We start from the raw sequence: 16,945 nt of genomic DNA, 5'->3' as shown, positions 1-16,945 counted from the left end.
CCGCGACCAGGCTGGACGCGTGGCCGAGCATCGCCGCGTGCAGTCCGGCCGAGACGGCCGCCACCGGCGCACGCCCGTCGGGCGAGAGTCGATGGGGACGTCACGTAGGTGAAGACTCCGGTGGCGACCAGAACTCATCCCTCCGTGGAGTCGAGACCGAGAAGTTTGACCGTTTCGGCGCGCATGTCGACTTTGCGCACCTTGCCGGTGACGGTCATCGGGAACTCGTCGACAACGTGCACGTAGCGCGGGATCTTGTAGTGGGCCAGCTTTCCGTCGGCGAATTCCCGCAGAGCCTGGGCGTCCAGCGGGTCCTTACCCGGCTTCATCCGCACCCACGCGCAGACTTCCTCGCCGAACTTCGTCGGGGACGCCGATCACCTGCGCGTCGTCGATATCGGGATGGGTGTAGAGAAACTCCTCGATTTCGCGCGGGTAGATGTTCTCACCGCCCCGGATCACCATGTCCTTGATGCGGCCGACGACGTTGCAGTACCCGTCGTCGCGCATGACCGCCAGATCACCGGTGTGCATCCAGCCGTCCCGGTCGATCGCCTCGCCGGTCTTGGCCTCGTCGTCCCAATAGCCGAGCATCACCGAGTAACCGCGCGTGCAGAATTCGCCGGGCAATCCGCGTTCGACGACCGCGCCGGTTTCAGGGTCGACGATTTTGATCTCGACGTGCGGATGGGCCCGGCCGATCGAACTGGTACGACGTTCGAGGTCGTCGTCGATGAGCGTCTGACAGGACACCGGCGACGTCTCCGTCATGCCGTAGGCGATCGCCACCTCGGTCATGTGCATGTCGCTGACGCAGCGCTTCATGACCTCGACCGGGCAGACCGATCCGGCCATGATGCCCGTGCAGCGAAGACAGATCGCGCTGCGCCAGGTCGGGCTGGCCGAGCATCGCGATGAACATCGTCGGCACCCCGTAAACGCCTGTACACCTTTCCTTTTCGATGGCCTCCAGGGTGAGGGCGGGATCGAAGGCCGGCGCCGGGATCACCATCGTGGCGCCGTGGCTCACACCCCAGGTTGCCCATCACCATGCCGAAGCAGTGATAGAAGGGCACCGGTATGCACAGGCGGTCGTTCGGGCCGAAGTTGATGAGCTCGGTGGTGAAGTAGCCGTTGTTGAGGATGTTGCGATGCGAGAGCGTCGCGCCCTTGGGAAACCCGTTGTGCCCGAGGTGTATTGGATGTTGATCGGTTGGGTGTTGTCCAGCGAGTCCGTCCGCGCCCGGAGTTCGTCGACGGATACCTGCTCCGCCTTGTCGACCAGAGCACGCCAGTCCCTTTCCAGGTACAGCACGTCCCGCAGTTCGGGTGCCTCGGCACTCACCTCGTCGACCATGCTCACGTAGTCCGACGTCTTGAACGATGTGGCGGAGATCAGCGTCCGGATACCGGACTGCTGCAGTACGTAGGCGAGTTCGTGGGTGCGGTAAGCCGGATTGATGTTGACCAGAATCGCGCCGATCTTCGCGGTCGCGTACTGCACGATCGTCCACTCGGGGCAGTTGGGCGCCCAGATGCCGACGCGTTCACCGCGTTCGATGCCCAGCGCCATCAGGCCGCGGGCGATCAGGTCCACGTCGTCGTTGAGTTCGGCGTACGTCCACCGCCGACTGCTTGCCATGTCAACCAATGCATCGCCGCCGGGGTTGGCCGCGACGGTGCGTTCGAAGTTCTGCCCGATGGTCTCCTCGAGAATGGGGATGTCGGTGCGACCCGCGTCTTGCGACTTCATCAGCTCAATATTGCGCTCTCTGGGAGGATCCGACCATGGTTTCTCCCTTCCGCATCGCAATTCCCGACTCCGATCTCGACGACCTGCAGACCAGGTTGGCCCGCACCCGCTGGCCCGAGGCCGAATGCGTCGACGACTGGAGCCAGGGCATCCCGCTGGCCTACACCCGGCGGCTGGCCGACTACTGGGCCACCGAATACGACTGGCGGGCACGCGAAGCGGCGCTGAACCGGTTCGACCACTTCACGACGGAAATCGACGGTCTCGACATTCATTTCATTCATCAGCGCTCGGATGAGAAGAATGCGTTCCCGCTGCTGATCACCCACGGTTGGCCCGGTTCGATCGTCGAGTTCCACAAAGTCATCGAGCCGCTGACCGAACGCGGGTTCGACGTGGTGTGCCCGTCGCTGCCGGGATACGGCTTCTCCGCCAAGCCCACCGCGACGGGCTGGGGCGTCGAGAAGATCGCGACGGCGTGGGACACCCTGATGGGCCGGTTGGGCTACGAACGCTTCGGCGCGCAGGGCGGCGACTGGGGCGCTGCCGTGACGACGCAGATCGGCCGCAACGGCGGCAGATGCGCGGGCATCCACCTGAACATGCCGCTCGGCTTCCCGCCCGGCAAACTCGACAATCCGACCGAGGAGGAGAAGGCGGCGCTCGAACGGGGCCAGTACTACCAGAAGTGGGATTCCGGCTACTCCAAACAGCAGTCGACGCGGCCGCAAACCGTCGGCTACGGATTGGTGGACTCCCCCGTTGGCCAGTTGGCGTGGATCGTCGAGAAGTTCTGGTCGTGGACGGACAGCGACGGCGATCCGGAGAACGTGCTGACCCGCGACGAGATGCTCGACAACGTGATGCTGTACTGGTTGACCGCGTCCGGGGCGTCGTCGGCGCGGCTGTACTGGGAGAGCTTCAACGCGTTCGGCAGCTTCGACCGCGTCGAGCTGCCCACCGGCGTCGCGGCGTTCCCCAGGGAGATCCCGCGCCGCGTAGTTGGTGCGAGGCCGGGTACAACATCACGCACTGGACGGACATGCCGCGCGGGGGACATTTCGCGGCGTTCGAACAGCCGGAGCTGTTCGTCGACGACGTCGGAAAGTTCTTCACCACGCTGCGCTAGGAGATTCGATGCGAACGATCGAGGCCGACTACCTCGTCGTCGGCGCGGGCGCCATGGGGCTCGCGTTCACCGACACACTGGTGGCCGAAACGGACGCGACGGTCGTGGTGGTCGATCGCAACGACCAGCCGGGGGGCCACTGGACGGCGGCGTACCCGTTCGTGCGCCTGCATCAGCCGTCGGCGTACTACGGCGTGAACTCGCGGAGTCTGGGCAGCGACACCATCGACCACAGCGGCCTGAACGCCGGCTACTACGAGGGCCAGCGGCGCGGAGGTCTGCGCCTACTTCGACGCGGTGATGCGTCAGCATCTGCTGCCGACGGGTCGAGTGACGTACCTGCCGATGAGCGAATACCTCGGCGACGGGCGCGTGCGCACGCTCGGCGGCGAAGAGATCGAAGTGACCGCGCGCCGCGTCGTCACCACACACGTCGAGATCGTCGTGCCGTCGATGCGCGGGCCGTCCTACGACGTCGCCGCCGGCGTCGAATGCGTGCCGCCCAACGCGCTGCCGCGTCTCCGCGAGGCGCGGGGGCGGTACGTGATCGTGGGGGCGGGCAAGACCGCGATGGATGCATGCCTGTGGCTGTTGCGCCACGGCGTGGCGCCGGCGCGGTTGACGTGGATCAAGCCGCGCGACTCGTGGCTGCTGGACCGCGCGGCGATCCAGCCCGGCTCGCAGTTCGCGCGCGGTGTGTTGCGCGACTTCTCCAATCAGCTCAACGCGGTGCTGGAGGCCGAGTCGCTGCCGGATCTGTTCAGGATCCTGGAGGACAAGGGCTGTCTACAGCGCATCGACACCTCCGTCGAGCCCACGATGTACCGGTGCGCGATCCTGTCGAAGTCAGAACTCGAGGAGTTGCGACGAATCTCCGATGTCGTCCGGATGGGTCATGTCCAGTCGATCGAGCGGGCCGCATCACGCTCGAGGGTGGGACCCTCGACATCGACGGCTCAGCGTTGTACATCGACTGCAGCGCAGACGGTTTCGCGCGAATCGCGCCGACAACGGTGTTCACCGATGAGGGCATCGCCCTACAGGCGGTGCGGACCTGCCAGCCCGCATTCAGCGCGGCCGTCATCGGCCACGTCGAAGCGACGTACCCCGACGACGAGACCAAGAACGCGTACTGCAACCCCGTGCCCTATCCGTCCGATCCCATCGACTGGTTGCGAATGATGCTGGCGTTCAACAAGAACCAGCTGCAGTGGTTCACCGATCCCGACATGATGGCGTGGGTCGACGCGTCACGGCTAAACGTCCTGCATCACGTGTCGGCCGGCGTCAGCGAGCGTGCCCGGGAGAAGATCATCTCGGTGCTGAACTCCAATATGCCCGTGATCAACGACAAGCTGGAGAAGCTGCTGGCGCAGGCCGGATACGCCGACGACTAAGCCAGCGACTCTTCCCAGGCGCGGTGCAGCGCCGCGTACCGGCCATCGGTGCGACCGATCAGCTCGTCGGGCGAGCCGTCCTCGACGATGCGCCCGTGCTCGACTACCAACACCCGATCGGCGACCTGCACGGTGGACAGCCGGTGCGCGATGACGAGCGCGGTCCGGTCGGCGAGCACCGTCTCCAGCGCACGTTGCACCTGCCGCTCGCTGGGGATGTCCAGCGACGACGTCGCCTCGTCGAGGATCAGCACCGCGGGTCGGCGAGAAAGGCTCTGGCGAGGCCACCAGTTGCCGCTGGCCGGCCGACAGCCGTCCACCGCGCTTGGCGACGTCGGTGTCGTAGCCCTCGGAAGCGCGTCGATGAACCGGTCCGCGCCGACGGCTCCGCCGCCGCGACCACCTCGTCGTCTGTCGCGTCAGGCCTGCCGAAGCGAATGTTGTCGGCCACGGTGCCCTCGAACATGAAGTTCTCCTGCGTCACCATGACGACGTGGCGACGCAGCTCGGACGAGGTCGCGCAAGTCGACGCCGTCCAAGGTGACCGATCCCGACGACGGATCATAGAAGCGCGCAATGAGTTTCGCGATGGTTGTTTGCCCGCACCTGTGGTGCCCACCAGCGCGACGGTTTGACCTGCAGGCACCACGAGGTTGAGATCCGGCAACACGGGACGTCCCTCGACGTACGAGAACTGCACATCGTTGAACGCGATGTCACCGCGGACCGTGTCGAGTTCGACGGGCTGCTGCGGATCGCTGATGCTCGGCCGCTCGGCGAGCACACCCGCCAGCTTCTCCAGCGCCGATGATGCGGACTGGAACGTATTGAAGAACTGCGAGATCTCCTGCATCGGTTCGAAGAACATCCGCAGAGCAGGAACGCCGCCAGCGTGCCGATGGTCTCGCCGTGCAGCACGCGGTAGCCGCCGTAGAGCAGCACCACGCTGGTGGTCAAGTTGCCGACGAGTTTCACACCGGGCATGAAGATCGCGAGCAACCTGAAGGTCTTCTCGTTGATCTCGCGGTAGTCGTCGGCAACGTCCTCGAAGATCTCTTGGTTGCGGGGTTCCCGGCGATACGCCTGCACCGCCTTGATACCGGTCATCGTCTCGACGAACTGCACGATCACCAGTGCCGCGCTTTCGCGCACCTTGCGGTAGACCTTGGCCGACTCGTTGCGGAACCACCACACCAGCGCGACCAGGATGGGCACGGCGACCAGACACATCAGGCCGAGCCGAACATCCAGCGTCACAAGCAGAATCGAGGTGCCGACCAGGGTCAGCGCCGCGGTGATCATGCTGTCGAAACCCGTCTCGAGCATGTCCTGGATGGCCTCGACGTCGTTGGTGGACCGGCTCACCACCCGGCCCGAGGTGTAGCGGTCGTGGAACCTGATGTCGAGTCGCTGGAAGTGCCGGAACACCCTGCGCCGCAACTCCGTCAGGACCTTCTGCCCAACACGGCCCGACCGCCGCAGGAAGAAGACTCTGCTGACGGCCTGCACCAGCACCACTCCGGCCAAGGTAGCCACCACCAGCATCAGGGTGTGTGCCGAACCCCCGTCGACGATCGGCGGAATGCCCCGGTCGATGCCTCGCTGCACCAGAATCGGAACAGAAAGGCGGGCAGCGTTTTCCACCACGACGACGAGCGCGAGCAGGGCCACCGTCCTGCTGTACGGCCGCAGTAGCGAGCCGAGCAGTGCGCGGGCCTCGCGGCGCCGCGGAAGGCTCTCGTCGATCGGCAGGTCGTCGTCCTGGTCCTCGTCGAACCTACCGCGCCACTCGGTGATGCTCATCGACCCTCGGCCTCCGAGGTGACGAACCTGGGCTCTACGCGCTCGTGTTCCAGTGCTTCCTGCTCGCTGTATGTGGTCGAGCCGGTGACGGTCGTCGTCCTCCTGCCACTGCAGGCACGCTCGCGGCCGTCGTCGAGTTCGTCGTCGGCGGCCAGCAGATAGGTACTGGACGGCGGCAAGCAACTCGTGCGTGCCGACGTGGGTGATGACGCCGTCGTCCAGCAGTGCGACCTTGTCGGCGAGCAATACCGTCGATGCGCGATGCGCGACGACGATGCCGGTCACCGCGTGCAAGACCCGACGCAGAGCCTCCTCGACGACGGCCTCGGTGTGCACGTCCAGCGCGGACAGCGTGTCGTCGAGGACGAGGATCTTCGGTGCCGCCAAAATGGCGCGCGCGAGCGAAAGCCGTTGCCGCTGACCGCCGGACAGGCTCATGCCCTGCTCGCCGATGCGGGTGTCCAGACCGAACGGCAGGTCGTAAACGAACTGTGCGGCTGCGACGTCGATCGCCGGGCCATCTCTTCGTTGGTCGCATCCGGGGCGCCCAACCTCAGGTTCTCGGCGACAGACATGGAGAACAGCGTCGGATCCTCGAACGCGGTGGCCACCGTCTTGCGCAGGGTGGGCAGCGACATCTCACGAATGTCTGTGCCGTCGATGCGGATCGCGCCCTCGGTGACGTCGTGGAGCCGCGACACCAGCGATGCCAACACGGACTTGCCCGATCCTGTCGAACCGACGAGCGCCAGCGTCTCCCGGTTCCACGGTGACGGTGACGTGGCGCAGAACCCAGTTGTCCGCTTCACCGGACGCCGCCGGCCGGTCATCGCCGGCATCGGGGAACCGGAACCCGACGTCGACCAACTCCAGCCTGCCGCGCGACGGCACGACGTCACTGGGACCGTCGACGATTTCCACTGGTGCATCGAAAATCTCGGCGATGCGGTTGGCGGTGAACGACTCCTGCGTCATGGACAGCAGGAATCCCAGCGACGCGATCGGCCAGACCAGCGACAGCATCATCGTGATGAACGCGACCAGCGTGCCCATGGTCACCACGCCGTGCCCGGCGGCGTACGCACCGAAGCCGAGCACCACGATCAGCGTCAGGTTGGGGATGACCTCGAGCAGCGTCCAGAACTTGGCGGACACCTGGACTCTGTCGAGCTGGGTGTCGTAGAGATCGGTGACTTGCTCGTCGAACCCTCGTAGACGTAGTCCTCGCGACCGAACGACTTCACCACCCGCAAACCCAACGCGGATTCCTCGACATGGGTGGCGACGTGGCCTGCCTGATCCTGAGCCAACCGCGACAACCGCACGTACTCCCGCTGGAAATGCAGCACGGTCGCGGCGATCGGCACGATCGACAGCAGCACGACCACACCGAGTGGCCAGTACATCGTCAGCAAAATGATGGTCACCGCGGTGATCTGAATGGTGGACAGCAGCAGGAAGACCATGCCGAACGACATGAATCGGCGAATCGTGCCGAGGTCGTTCATGATTCGCGACAGCAGCTGACCCGACTGCCAACGGCCATGGAAGATCATCGGCAGGATCTGCAGGCGGGCGTAGAGGTCCCTGCGGATGTCGGCTTCCACGCCCATGGTGGCCCGCGCGACCAGCCACCGCCGGATGAACCACAGCACCGCCTCGGAGATGCCGACGCCCATCGCCGCGGCGCCGAGCAGCCAGAGTCCCTGCTGATCCTGACGCACCCAGCCGTCGATGACGGCCTTGGTCATCAGCGGGATCGCCACGGTGGCGACAAGGGAAAGGAGCGCGGTCGCGACCATCGCGATCCAGCGGACGCGGTAAGGCATGAGGTAGGGCAGGATGCGCCACAAATCCGAGCTCGCTCTGACGCGTTTGGGCGGCGGCGCAGAGCCGGCGCCGCGCGAAGCGCGTTCGAGGAGTCAGTCACTTAGAAGATCTTCCCATTACCTGCAACTGTTAACGTGCTGGACGCACCGTAAAACCTCAACAAACATTGAGGTCAAGGAATGGAATGGACGGGTCGAATGGACGGATTCCGGATGGAATGGACGATCTGATCTGATTCGCCTCACTCGAGCGCGGACTGCGGCTCGGTTTCGGATGTGTCTTCACCGCGATCGACGGCGCCGAAGCGCTGCGCAGTGCGACGGAGACCCGCCCGACGCGATCGTGCTCGACATCAACATGCCCGTCCTCGACGGCGTCAGCGTGGTGACCGCGCTGCGTGCGATGGACAACGACGTGCCCGTGTGTGTCCTGTCGGCGCGCAGTTCGGTCGACGACCGGGTCGCCGGTCTAGAAGCCGGCGCCGACGACTATCTCGTCAAACCGTTCGTGCTCCAGGAACTGTGGCCCGGGTCAAGGCGCTGCTGCGCCGCCGCGGTTCCACAGCGACGTTCTCGTCCGAGACCATCCAGGTCGGCCCTCTGGAGGTCGACATCCCCCGCCGTCGCGCCCGCGTCAACGGCGTCGACGTCGACCTCACCAAGCGCGAGTTCGATCTGCTCGCCGTGCTGGCCGAGCACAAGACCGCGGTGCTGTCACGGGCTCAACTGCTCGAGCTGGTGTGGGGATACGACTTCGCCGCCGACACCAACGTCGTCGACGTCTTCATCGGATATCTGCGCCGCAAGCTCGAGGCAGGTGGCGCACCCCTGCTGCACACCGTGGAGTGGGCTTCGTCCTGCGCACGCAGTAGTCCGATGAGCATTCTGACGCGCGTCTTCCGGCGGACCCCCTCACTTCGACAGCGGGTGGCGTTCACCAGCGCCATCGCCGGCGCGATCGTCGTCGTCATCGCGGGCACCGTGGTCTGGTTCGGCATCACCGACGCGTGGAACGAGCGGCTGGACCGCAGGCTCGACGAGGCGGCCGGCTTCGCGATCCCGTTCGTTCCCCGCGGGCTCGACGAGATCCCGAAGTCGCCGAACGATCAGGACGCCATCATCACAAGGACGGTCAGGTCACGTCGAACTCCGACATCGTCCTGCCGGAGATGGAGCCGGGCTACGCCGACACGTACATCGACGGCGTGCGCTACCGCGTCCGCACCGTCGACATCCGCCTGCCCGAACCGATGTCGGTGGCCGTCGGGGCGACGTACGAAGGAACCATCGCCGACATCAACAACCTGCATCGCCGGGTGATCATCATCTGCACCCTGGCGATCGGCGCCGCAACCGTGGGCGGGTGGGTGCTCGCCGCGTTCGCCGTGCGCCCGTTCAAACGCCTTGCCCAGCAGACCCGGCAGATCGACGCGGGCGACGAGGATCCCGACATCGACGTCGCCGGTGCCACCGAGGCCGTCGAGATCGCCGAGGCGGTGCAGGGACTGGTCGAACGTGTGTGGAACGAACAGGACAAGACCAGGCGGCGTTGACGTCGGCCCGCGACTTCGCGTCGGTGTCCGCGCACGAACTCCGGACGCCGCTGACCGCGATGCGGACCAACCTCGAGGTGCTGGCCACGTTGGATCTGCCCGAGGAACAACGCAAGGAAGTCGTCAACGACGTCATCCGCACGCAGTCGCGCATCGAGGCCACGCTCGGGGCACTGGAGCGGCTGGCCCAGGGTGAGCTGTCGACGGCCGACGACCACGTGCCCGTCGACATCACCGAGCTGCTGGACCGCGCCGCCCACGACGCCATGCGGGTGTACCCGGAGCTGGACGTGTCGCTGGTGCCCGCGCCGACCGTGATCATCGTCGGGCTGCCTGCCGGGTTGCGGCTGGCGGTGGACAATGCGATCGCCAACGCCATCAAGCACGGGGGCGCGTCCCGGGTGCAGCTGTCGGCGGTCAGTTCGCGCGCCGGCGTGGAGATCGCGATCGACGACGACGGCGTCGGCGTCCCCGAAGAGGAACGCAAGCTGGTGTTCGACCGGTTCTCGCGCGGTTCGACAGCGTCGCACCTGGGTCGGGGCTGGGGCTGGCGCTGGTTGCAGCAGGCCGAATTGCACGGCGGCACAGCCGCTCTGGAGGAGAGTCCGCTCGGCGGCGCCCGGCTGTTGCTGAGGCTGCCCGGCCCGAGCTAGTTGAGTCTCCTGGGAGAAAGTTACCTAGTGCCCAGTAGGTCGATAACAAAAATCAGAGTCTTGCCGGACAGCCGGTGCCCGCCGCCTGCGGGTCCGTAGGCCTGCTCCGGCGGGATGACGAGCTGGCGCCTGCCGCCGACCTTCATGCCGGGGATGCCGTCTTGCCAGCCCTGGATCAGGCCACGCAGCGGGAATTCGATCGACTCGTTTCGCGCCCACGAACTGTCGAACTCCTCGCCGGTGTCGAACTCGACGCCAACGTAGTGCACCTCGACGTTGCCACCGGGCACCGCCTCGGCACCGTCGCCGACGACCAGATCCTTGATGACCAGTTCGGTTGGAGGGGGGCCGTCGATGAACTCGATCTCGGGCTTCTGTCCTGAATTGGAAGTCACCGTATTCACCGTAGTCGGGCACACTGAAGCAATGGCGAAGGACCAAGACATTCTCGATCAGGTGAACCAGCTCGTTGCCGAGGAGAAGGAGCTGCGCGCAGCTGCAGCACCGCGAGATCGACGAGTCCGAGGAGCATCAACGTCTACGCGCCCTGGAGGTGCAGTTGGACCAGTGCTGGGCTGCGCCAGCGCCGCGCGCTTCGTGAGACCGGCGGCGATCCGGGGGCTGCGAGCGTCCGTCCGCCCGACGAGGTCGAGGGTTACCTCAACTGAACTCCGACACCGGAGCCGCCAGGCCGGCGACATCCGACGTCGTCGTCATCGGCGGCGCACAACGGGCTGGTGGTTGCCTACCTCGCCCGAGCCGGTCGACGGGTACAGGTGCTGGAGCGGCTGGACCACGTCGGCGGCGCGGCGGTGTCCGCGCACGCCTTCGAGGGTGTGGACGCGCGGCTGTCGCGCTACTCGTATCTGGTGAGCCTGCTACCGCGGCGCATCGTCGAGGACCCGGCGCTCGGGTTCGGGTGCGCCGCCGCTATTCGTCGTACACACCCGATCCGGAAGCGGGCGGCCGGCTGTTGATCGGGCCGCCCTCGACCTTCGACTCCGTGGGCGCGGCGTCGGACGAGGCCGGCTTCGAGGCGTTCTACCAACGCTGCCGCGCGCTGACGTCGCGCATGTGGCCGACGCTGCTGCGGCCGCTGAGCACCCGCGACGAAGCGCGCAGGCACGTCGGCGACGACGTCACCTGGCACCTGATGGTGGACGAGCCGATCGGACAGGCCATCACCGCCGCCGTGTCGAACGACCTCGTGCGCGGTGTGATGGCCACCGATGCGCTGATCGGCACGTTCGCCCGCCTCAACGATCCCGCGCTGACCCAGAACATCTGCTTCCTGTACCACCTGCTCGGCGGTGGCACCGGCGACTGGGACGTCCCGATCGGCGGTATGGGCGCGGTCAGCGGTGCACTGGCTGCCGCAGCCACCGGATACGGCGCCGAAATCATCTGTGATGCCGAGGTTTACGCGATCACCGCCGACGGGGAGGTGCGTTACCGTCGGGAGGGCCGCGACCACCGCGTCCACGCGGGACACATCCTTTCGAACGTCACGCCGACGGTGCTCGCGACGCTGCTGGCGAACCCGCACCCGTGCAGGCACCGGGCGCGCAGGTGAAGGTCAACCTGATGCTGCAGAGACTGCCGCGGTTGCACGACCAAACCGTCTCGCCGGAACAGGCTTTCGGCGGGACATTCCACATCAACGAGACCTACCGCCAACTCGACACGGCCTACGTGCGGATCACGGCGTCGTACCCGACCCGCTACCGTGCGAGATCTACTGTCACTCACTGACCGATCCGACGATCCTGTCCGACAGCCTTCAGCCTCCGGCGCGCAGACATTGACGGTCTTCGGCCTGCACACCCCGCATACGCTGGTTTCCGCCGGCGACCCCGACCGAATGCGGGATACCTTGACCTCGGCAGTGCTCAACTCGCTGAACTCCGTTCTGGCCGAACCCATTCAAGATGTGCTGATGCAGGATTCCGCCGGACGGCTGTGCATCGAAGCGAAGACGACAGCCGACCTGGAGCACTCGCTCGGCATGACGGCGGGCAACATCTTCCACGGCGCGCTGTCGTGGCCGTTCGTCGAGAACGACGAGCCGCTGGACACCCCGGCGCGGCGCTGGGGTGTGGCGACCGCGCATGACCGGATTCTGTTGTGCGGCTCGGGATCACGCCGTGGTGGCGCGGTTCGGGGATCGGCGGCCACAATGCCGCGATGGCCGTTCTGGAAATGTGATTTCGGCGCGCTAACGATCGCTGAGCGATTGTATGCGCACCAAAATCGATTGAAGCCGCTTGAGATCGGCGTCGTCGAGGGACGTCAGCGCCTCGGGTGCCGGGTCCTCGGTCGCGTCGATCATGCGAACCATCGCCTGGCCGTCTTCGGTGAGCGACACGATCTTGCAGCGTCGGTTCGCCGGATCGATCTCGCGCGCCACCAGCCCGCGACCCTCGAGGTCGTTGACCACGGGTCGCCGCAGGCGCGTCGATGGTTGCCGCATGCGCCAACTCCTTCACAGACATCGATCGACGGCTCAGTCGCTTGAGAATGCGAATCCTGCTGAACGGCAAGCCTGATCGCTCGACCACCGCCCGCTTCCACGAGTCGCGGTTGTCGATCACCACCGCGGCCATGGTGCGCCAGACCTCGTCGGCCAACGGGTTATCGGACATTGGCGACCTCCACTCGTGCGTCAGTTCCCGCGATCAGCGGTGCGAGTCGCTCGGCCGAACGCAGTGCGCGGGGCGAGGTCGAGTACACGCCGAGCGCGACGATCGTCACCCCGAGCAGCGCGCAGATGACCCACAGCGGTCGCGCAGCGACGGCGAAGTCCGCTCCGCCGTCGCCAGCGCCGCCCCGGCGATCGAACCGCACACCGCCACACCGAGACTGACGCCCACCTGGCGGCTGGTGCTCGCGACGGCCGATGCCGCGCCGGCCCGGTCGGTCGGCATGCCGCTGACGGCAGCATTCGTGATCGGGGCGTTCACCATCGAGAAGCCGATGCCGAACACTGCGAAGATCATCAGTAGCTGCCACACCGGCGTCGTCGCGCTCAACGAGGTGAGCAGCACCGTCGACGCGGTGATCAGCACACCCGCGATGACGATCGACGGCCGGCTCCCCCATCGTCCGACCATCCGGCCCGACAGCGGTGAGAACACCAGCGCGCCAATGGCTACCGGCAGATAGATCAACCCGGTCTCCATGGCCGAGAATCCGCGCTCTTCCTGCAGGTAAAGCGACATCATGAACAGGAAGGCACCCCACGCCGCGAACGCGCACACCGCGATCGGTCGCGGACGCGAACGGGATGCTGCGGAAGAAGCGGAGATCGATGAAGGGGTCGTGGCGTCGGGACTCGAAAAGGAGGAAGGCGACCAGGGCGATAGCCGCGACGACGGCCACGACGATGGTGCGGGCGTCACCCCAGCCGAAGTTCGGGCCTTCGATGAGGACGAAAACGGTGCCGAACAGGAAGGCCATGCCGAGGCCCTGACCGATCGGGTCGACGTCGCGCATGGTGGTCGACTTGGATTCCGGCACGAAGATCGCGGTGAGCAGGATCGCGAGCGCGCAGATCGGCAGGTTGATCCAGAACACCGAACGCCAGTTCACGAACTCGATGAGCGCCCCGCCGACGATCGGGCCCAACGCCATCGAGATGCCGACGACACCACCCCACACGCCGATGGCGCGGGCGCGCTCGACCCGGCCGGTGAACACCTGCGTGATGATCGACATGGCGACCGGGTTCATCATCGAACCGCCTACGGCTTGTACGAATCGCGCGGCGATCAGCGTCTCGATGTTGGGCGCGAGGCTGCACAGCAGGAGCCGATCGCGAACACCGTCAGCCCGATCTGGAAGGTGCGCCGACGGCCGAACCGGTCCGCCGCCGCGCCCGCCAGCAACAGCAGCGACGCCAGCACCAGCGTGTAGATGTCGATGACCCACTGCAGCTGCGAGGCCGTGGCGCCGAGATCCTTGCGGATGTTCGGAATGGCGACGTTGACGATCGTCGCGTCCATCGACACGATCAGCAGGCTCAGGCAGCAGGACACCAAGATGATGGCCTTGCGCCGGGGCTCAATGAGCGGACGACACTTTCATTCACACAACTATTGTGAAACTACAACTGTTGCGATGGCAAGCCCCGCCGCGAGTGAGATGCGTTACGACGCCGAGTGTGGAGTTATGACACGCTCGGGCCGGCTTGGGGTCTAGGGGTCGATGCAACAGTCTCTGATTCGTGTGGAGGCGTTGCGTTGTCTGTTTTGACTTTGAGCTCTGTTGTTCGTCAGTTCTGGAGGCATGTCAGTGATGGCCATACTGTCGAGGAGGCAAGCTGGGCTGTCGGCGTGTCGAGGCGCACGGGATTTCGCTGGTTCCGCGACGCTGGCGGGTGAAACCACGATCGGTAGTCCAGCTCATGGGCCTCCCCATGACGGTCAGATCTTCGCTGGTGGCCATGAAAAGTCCTCACGGACGGACACGGATCTCCCCGGTTCGTTCAAACGGAAGTGGCGCCACCCCCTTGCCGGTGGTGGCTTGAGCGAACCGGAACGATTGACCTCGGTGACGCAGACGTGGCGCGGTGCAGCAGCTAGTCGACGGTGGCGGTGGCCAGGGTCTTGGGCATCAGTTCGTCGAATCGGGCGGGATGGTTCGATGAGACCGCAGCGAAACGTGGTTTCGTAGCAGGCATCGACGATGATCAGATCGACGCGGGTGATGCGGGCGCATGGCTTTGGTGATCGAGTCGTCGGCGCGGTGACGGCGCACCGTGGCGCCGAGTTCGTCGATGGAAAACCAGGCCACGGTGCGGCCGGTGTCGATGGCCAACTGCCCCAACGCTTCGCAGAAGTGGCTCTTGCCGGTCCCGCTGGGCCCGCACACGCACAGGTTCACGCCGGTCGACCCACTCCATGCCACGTAGGGCTTGTTGGGTGGGTGCGGGAATGGAGCAGCGGTTCTCGTCCCAGACGGCGAAGGTCTTGCCCGCCGGGAAGTTCGCGCGCGCGTCGTATCCGCAGGGTGGCTTCGTCGCGGCCGGTGATCTCCTCGGCCAGCAGCACGCGCAGCACCTCGGCGGGATCCCAGCGTTGGGCACGGGCGGTCGGGACCACATCGAGGGCGGCTTTGCGCAGATAGGGCATCCGCAGCCGGCGGGTCAACGCGATCACCTCCTCGAGGGTCTGGGCCGAGGGCCCGGCGACGCCAGATCCGACCGACACCGCCGGCTTGTTGGTCGCGGTCACTTGTCACCGTCCGGGCTCACCGCACCGAACCCGGCCCAGCCGGCGGTACCCGGTTGCAGGCTGTGGGTGTCGCTGACGCGGATCGGCGCGGCGGCCGGCCCGTGCTGCTGATGGGTCAAGATCGCGGCCAGGTCGGCATCGGCGAAGCGGCCGGCCAGCGCCGCGGTACCCAACGCCTGATCGACGGCGGCCGCGCCGTGCAGTTTGGCGAACGCCACCGCTTCGGCCATCTTGGAACGCACCCGCGACGCGCCGGCCGCAGCGGCCTCGACCAGCCACGCGGCCGCGCCGTCGCCGATGGCCAGAAACGCCGCCTCGGCCGGGTTGGCCGCCCGTGGTGCGGTCCCGGCAGCGCGGCGCCCGGATGATCACTGGGGTAATGCTCGTCGCGGATCTGCGGTCGCCCGCGCTGCCCACGGGCGTGGCGGGCGATCTCGACCGAGCCGCCGTCGGCGATGACGGTGACCACCAACTCCTCGCCACACCAGCGCACCCAGACCCGCTCATCAATATGGTGGTGCGGCACCGAATAACGCACCCCCTCAACGCTGATCGTGGAGTCCCACCCCACCCGACGGGTCAGCCCAAACGCCAGGGCCACCGGCTGGGCGGGCAGCACATGCAGCCGCGGGAGTTCCTCGACCAACAGCTCGGCAGGCACCCGACCGGTGGCACGATGCGGGCGGGCATTGACCTGCTCGCAGAAGTCCCGGCACGCCTGCTGGAGTTCAGCGAAAGTGGCGTAGGCGTCCAGCAGATTAGCCTCGGTGGGCACCAGATCGGCCTTGGCGATGCGCACCGTGGCCTCCGAACCACCCTGGTTTGTGGATCAGCCGGCACACAGGTGCGGATCGTCATCCCGTAATGACGGCCTGCGGCGACCACATCGGGATGCCGAATCGGCACCCGCGCAACATGTTCGACGGTCACTGTTTTCTCGTTGTCGGTCAACGCATACGTCGGTGCCCCGCCGATCACCCGCAGCGTGGTGTCCAGACAGCCCAGCAAGCTCGGCAGGGTGCGATCCCAGGTGGGCAGCACCACCCGAAACCGCGACCAGGCCAGCCACGCGCAAAACAACAATGTCTGCCGGCCCGCGACGGTGGGTCCTGGCCCCAGTCGAACTGCAGCCACAACCCCGGCTCGGCCACCCACGGCCGAAACACCCGGCGATGACCCGACCGCCAGCTCTTCTGACCGCCGCGACCGCGCGTCGGGTGGTGCGCCCGAGCCGTCGAAGCCCATCGCGACCAGCTTGTCGTGGGCGACGTCGGCGCGGATCAACCCGTTGGAGCGGTCCACCCACCTCGACCTTGTCCAGGAATGGATCAATGGCCATCTCTCGCCGCGGCCGCTCATCCGGGCTGAGCCCGGCGTCGCGCAACGCCACGTAGTGGGCCACCGTCTTGTGATCACAACCGGCCAGCGCGGCCGCGGCGCGGTACCCACCGGTCAAGTCGAACGCCTCCAAAATCTCCATGATCTCCTCACTGCTTTTCACTTACTGGCCTTCCGCCCTCGACACACTTGGTCGACAAACAGCCAGCCCGACACCGCCGCCGATCACCGGCAACGACACGACCGCAACGGGGAAATC

At 66.2% G+C, this 16,945-nt stretch carries 3 protein-coding genes and 12 pseudogenes; 7 read left to right on the top strand and 8 right to left on the bottom strand.

Going from position 1 to position 16,945, the window contains the following annotated elements; all coding sequences use genetic code 11:
* Nucleotides 1-134: 134 nt before the first annotated feature.
* A pseudogene (locus tag G6N36_RS29355) lies at nt 135-1,753 on the bottom strand (AMP-binding protein).
* Nucleotides 1,754-1,788: 35 nt separating this feature from the next.
* On the opposite strand from G6N36_RS29355, the pseudogene G6N36_RS29350 reads away from it, so the two are divergent.
* Nucleotides 1,789-2,882, top strand: a pseudogene (locus G6N36_RS29350) (epoxide hydrolase family protein).
* A gap of 8 nt (nt 2,883-2,890) precedes the next feature.
* Nucleotides 2,891-4,279 (top strand): annotated as a pseudogene (locus tag G6N36_RS30435) (NAD(P)-binding protein).
* On the opposite strand, the pseudogene G6N36_RS29340 reads toward G6N36_RS30435, so the two are convergent.
* Nucleotides 4,276-6,082, bottom strand: a pseudogene (locus G6N36_RS29340) (ABC transporter ATP-binding protein). The pseudogenes G6N36_RS30435 and G6N36_RS29340 overlap by 4 nt on opposite strands.
* Nucleotides 6,079-8,012, bottom strand: a pseudogene (locus tag G6N36_RS30175) (ABC transporter ATP-binding protein). Before G6N36_RS30175 ends, G6N36_RS29340 begins: the two co-directional pseudogenes overlap by 4 nt.
* A gap of 156 nt (nt 8,013-8,168) precedes the next feature.
* On the opposite strand from G6N36_RS30175, the pseudogene G6N36_RS29330 reads away from it, so the two are divergent.
* The 3 genes and pseudogenes from G6N36_RS29330 to G6N36_RS30425 all read left to right on the top strand — a co-directional run bounded on the left by G6N36_RS29330 (nt 8,169) and on the right by G6N36_RS30425 (nt 10,117).
* Nucleotides 8,169-8,783, top strand: a pseudogene (locus G6N36_RS29330) (response regulator transcription factor).
* 384 nt (nt 8,784-9,167) lie between these two features.
* Nucleotides 9,168-9,464, top strand: a complete 297-nt coding sequence (locus G6N36_RS30430) for a HAMP domain-containing protein (protein WP_407938946.1) — start codon at nt 9,168-9,170, stop codon at nt 9,462-9,464.
* On the top strand, nt 9,431-10,117 hold the full coding sequence (locus G6N36_RS30425) for a sensor histidine kinase (RefSeq protein ID WP_407938938.1): 687 nt from the start codon (nt 9,431-9,433) through the stop codon (nt 10,115-10,117). The genes G6N36_RS30430 and G6N36_RS30425 overlap by 34 nt, the downstream gene beginning before the upstream one ends.
* Before the next feature lie 20 nt (nt 10,118-10,137).
* Here G6N36_RS30425 and G6N36_RS29320 read toward each other — a convergent pair whose 3' ends face one another.
* Nucleotides 10,138-10,521, bottom strand: a complete 384-nt coding sequence (locus G6N36_RS29320; protein WP_179964803.1) for an FKBP-type peptidyl-prolyl cis-trans isomerase — start codon at nt 10,519-10,521, stop codon at nt 10,138-10,140.
* A 22-nt stretch (nt 10,522-10,543) separates the two neighbouring features.
* On the opposite strand from G6N36_RS29320, the pseudogene G6N36_RS29315 reads away from it, so the two are divergent.
* Nucleotides 10,544-10,785, top strand: a pseudogene (locus G6N36_RS29315) (DUF2630 family protein).
* Nucleotides 10,782-12,322: pseudogene (locus tag G6N36_RS29310) on the top strand (phytoene desaturase family protein). The pseudogenes G6N36_RS29315 and G6N36_RS29310 overlap by 4 nt, the downstream one beginning before the upstream one ends.
* 10 nt (nt 12,323-12,332) lie before the next feature.
* On the opposite strand, the pseudogene G6N36_RS29305 reads toward G6N36_RS29310, so the two are convergent.
* The 4 pseudogenes from G6N36_RS29305 to istA form a co-directional block, all read right to left on the bottom strand.
* Nucleotides 12,333-12,759: pseudogene (locus G6N36_RS29305) on the bottom strand (MarR family winged helix-turn-helix transcriptional regulator).
* A pseudogene (locus G6N36_RS29300) lies at nt 12,749-14,181 on the bottom strand (MFS transporter). The pseudogenes G6N36_RS29305 and G6N36_RS29300 overlap by 11 nt, the downstream one beginning before the upstream one ends.
* 388 nt (nt 14,182-14,569) lie before the next feature.
* Nucleotides 14,570-15,246: pseudogene (locus tag G6N36_RS30465) on the bottom strand (ATP-binding protein).
* Between the two features lie 98 nt (nt 15,247-15,344).
* Nucleotides 15,345-16,849, bottom strand: a pseudogene (istA, locus tag G6N36_RS29285) (IS21 family transposase).
* Nucleotides 16,850-16,945: the final 96 nt, after the last annotated feature.

This window comes from Mycolicibacterium gadium (assembly GCF_010728925.1).
GTDB classification, from domain to species: Bacteria; Actinomycetota; Actinomycetes; order Mycobacteriales; family Mycobacteriaceae; genus Mycobacterium; species Mycobacterium gadium.
The sequence above is the reverse complement of the archived record's forward strand: the minus strand, read 5'-3'. Positions and strand labels throughout refer to the sequence as shown.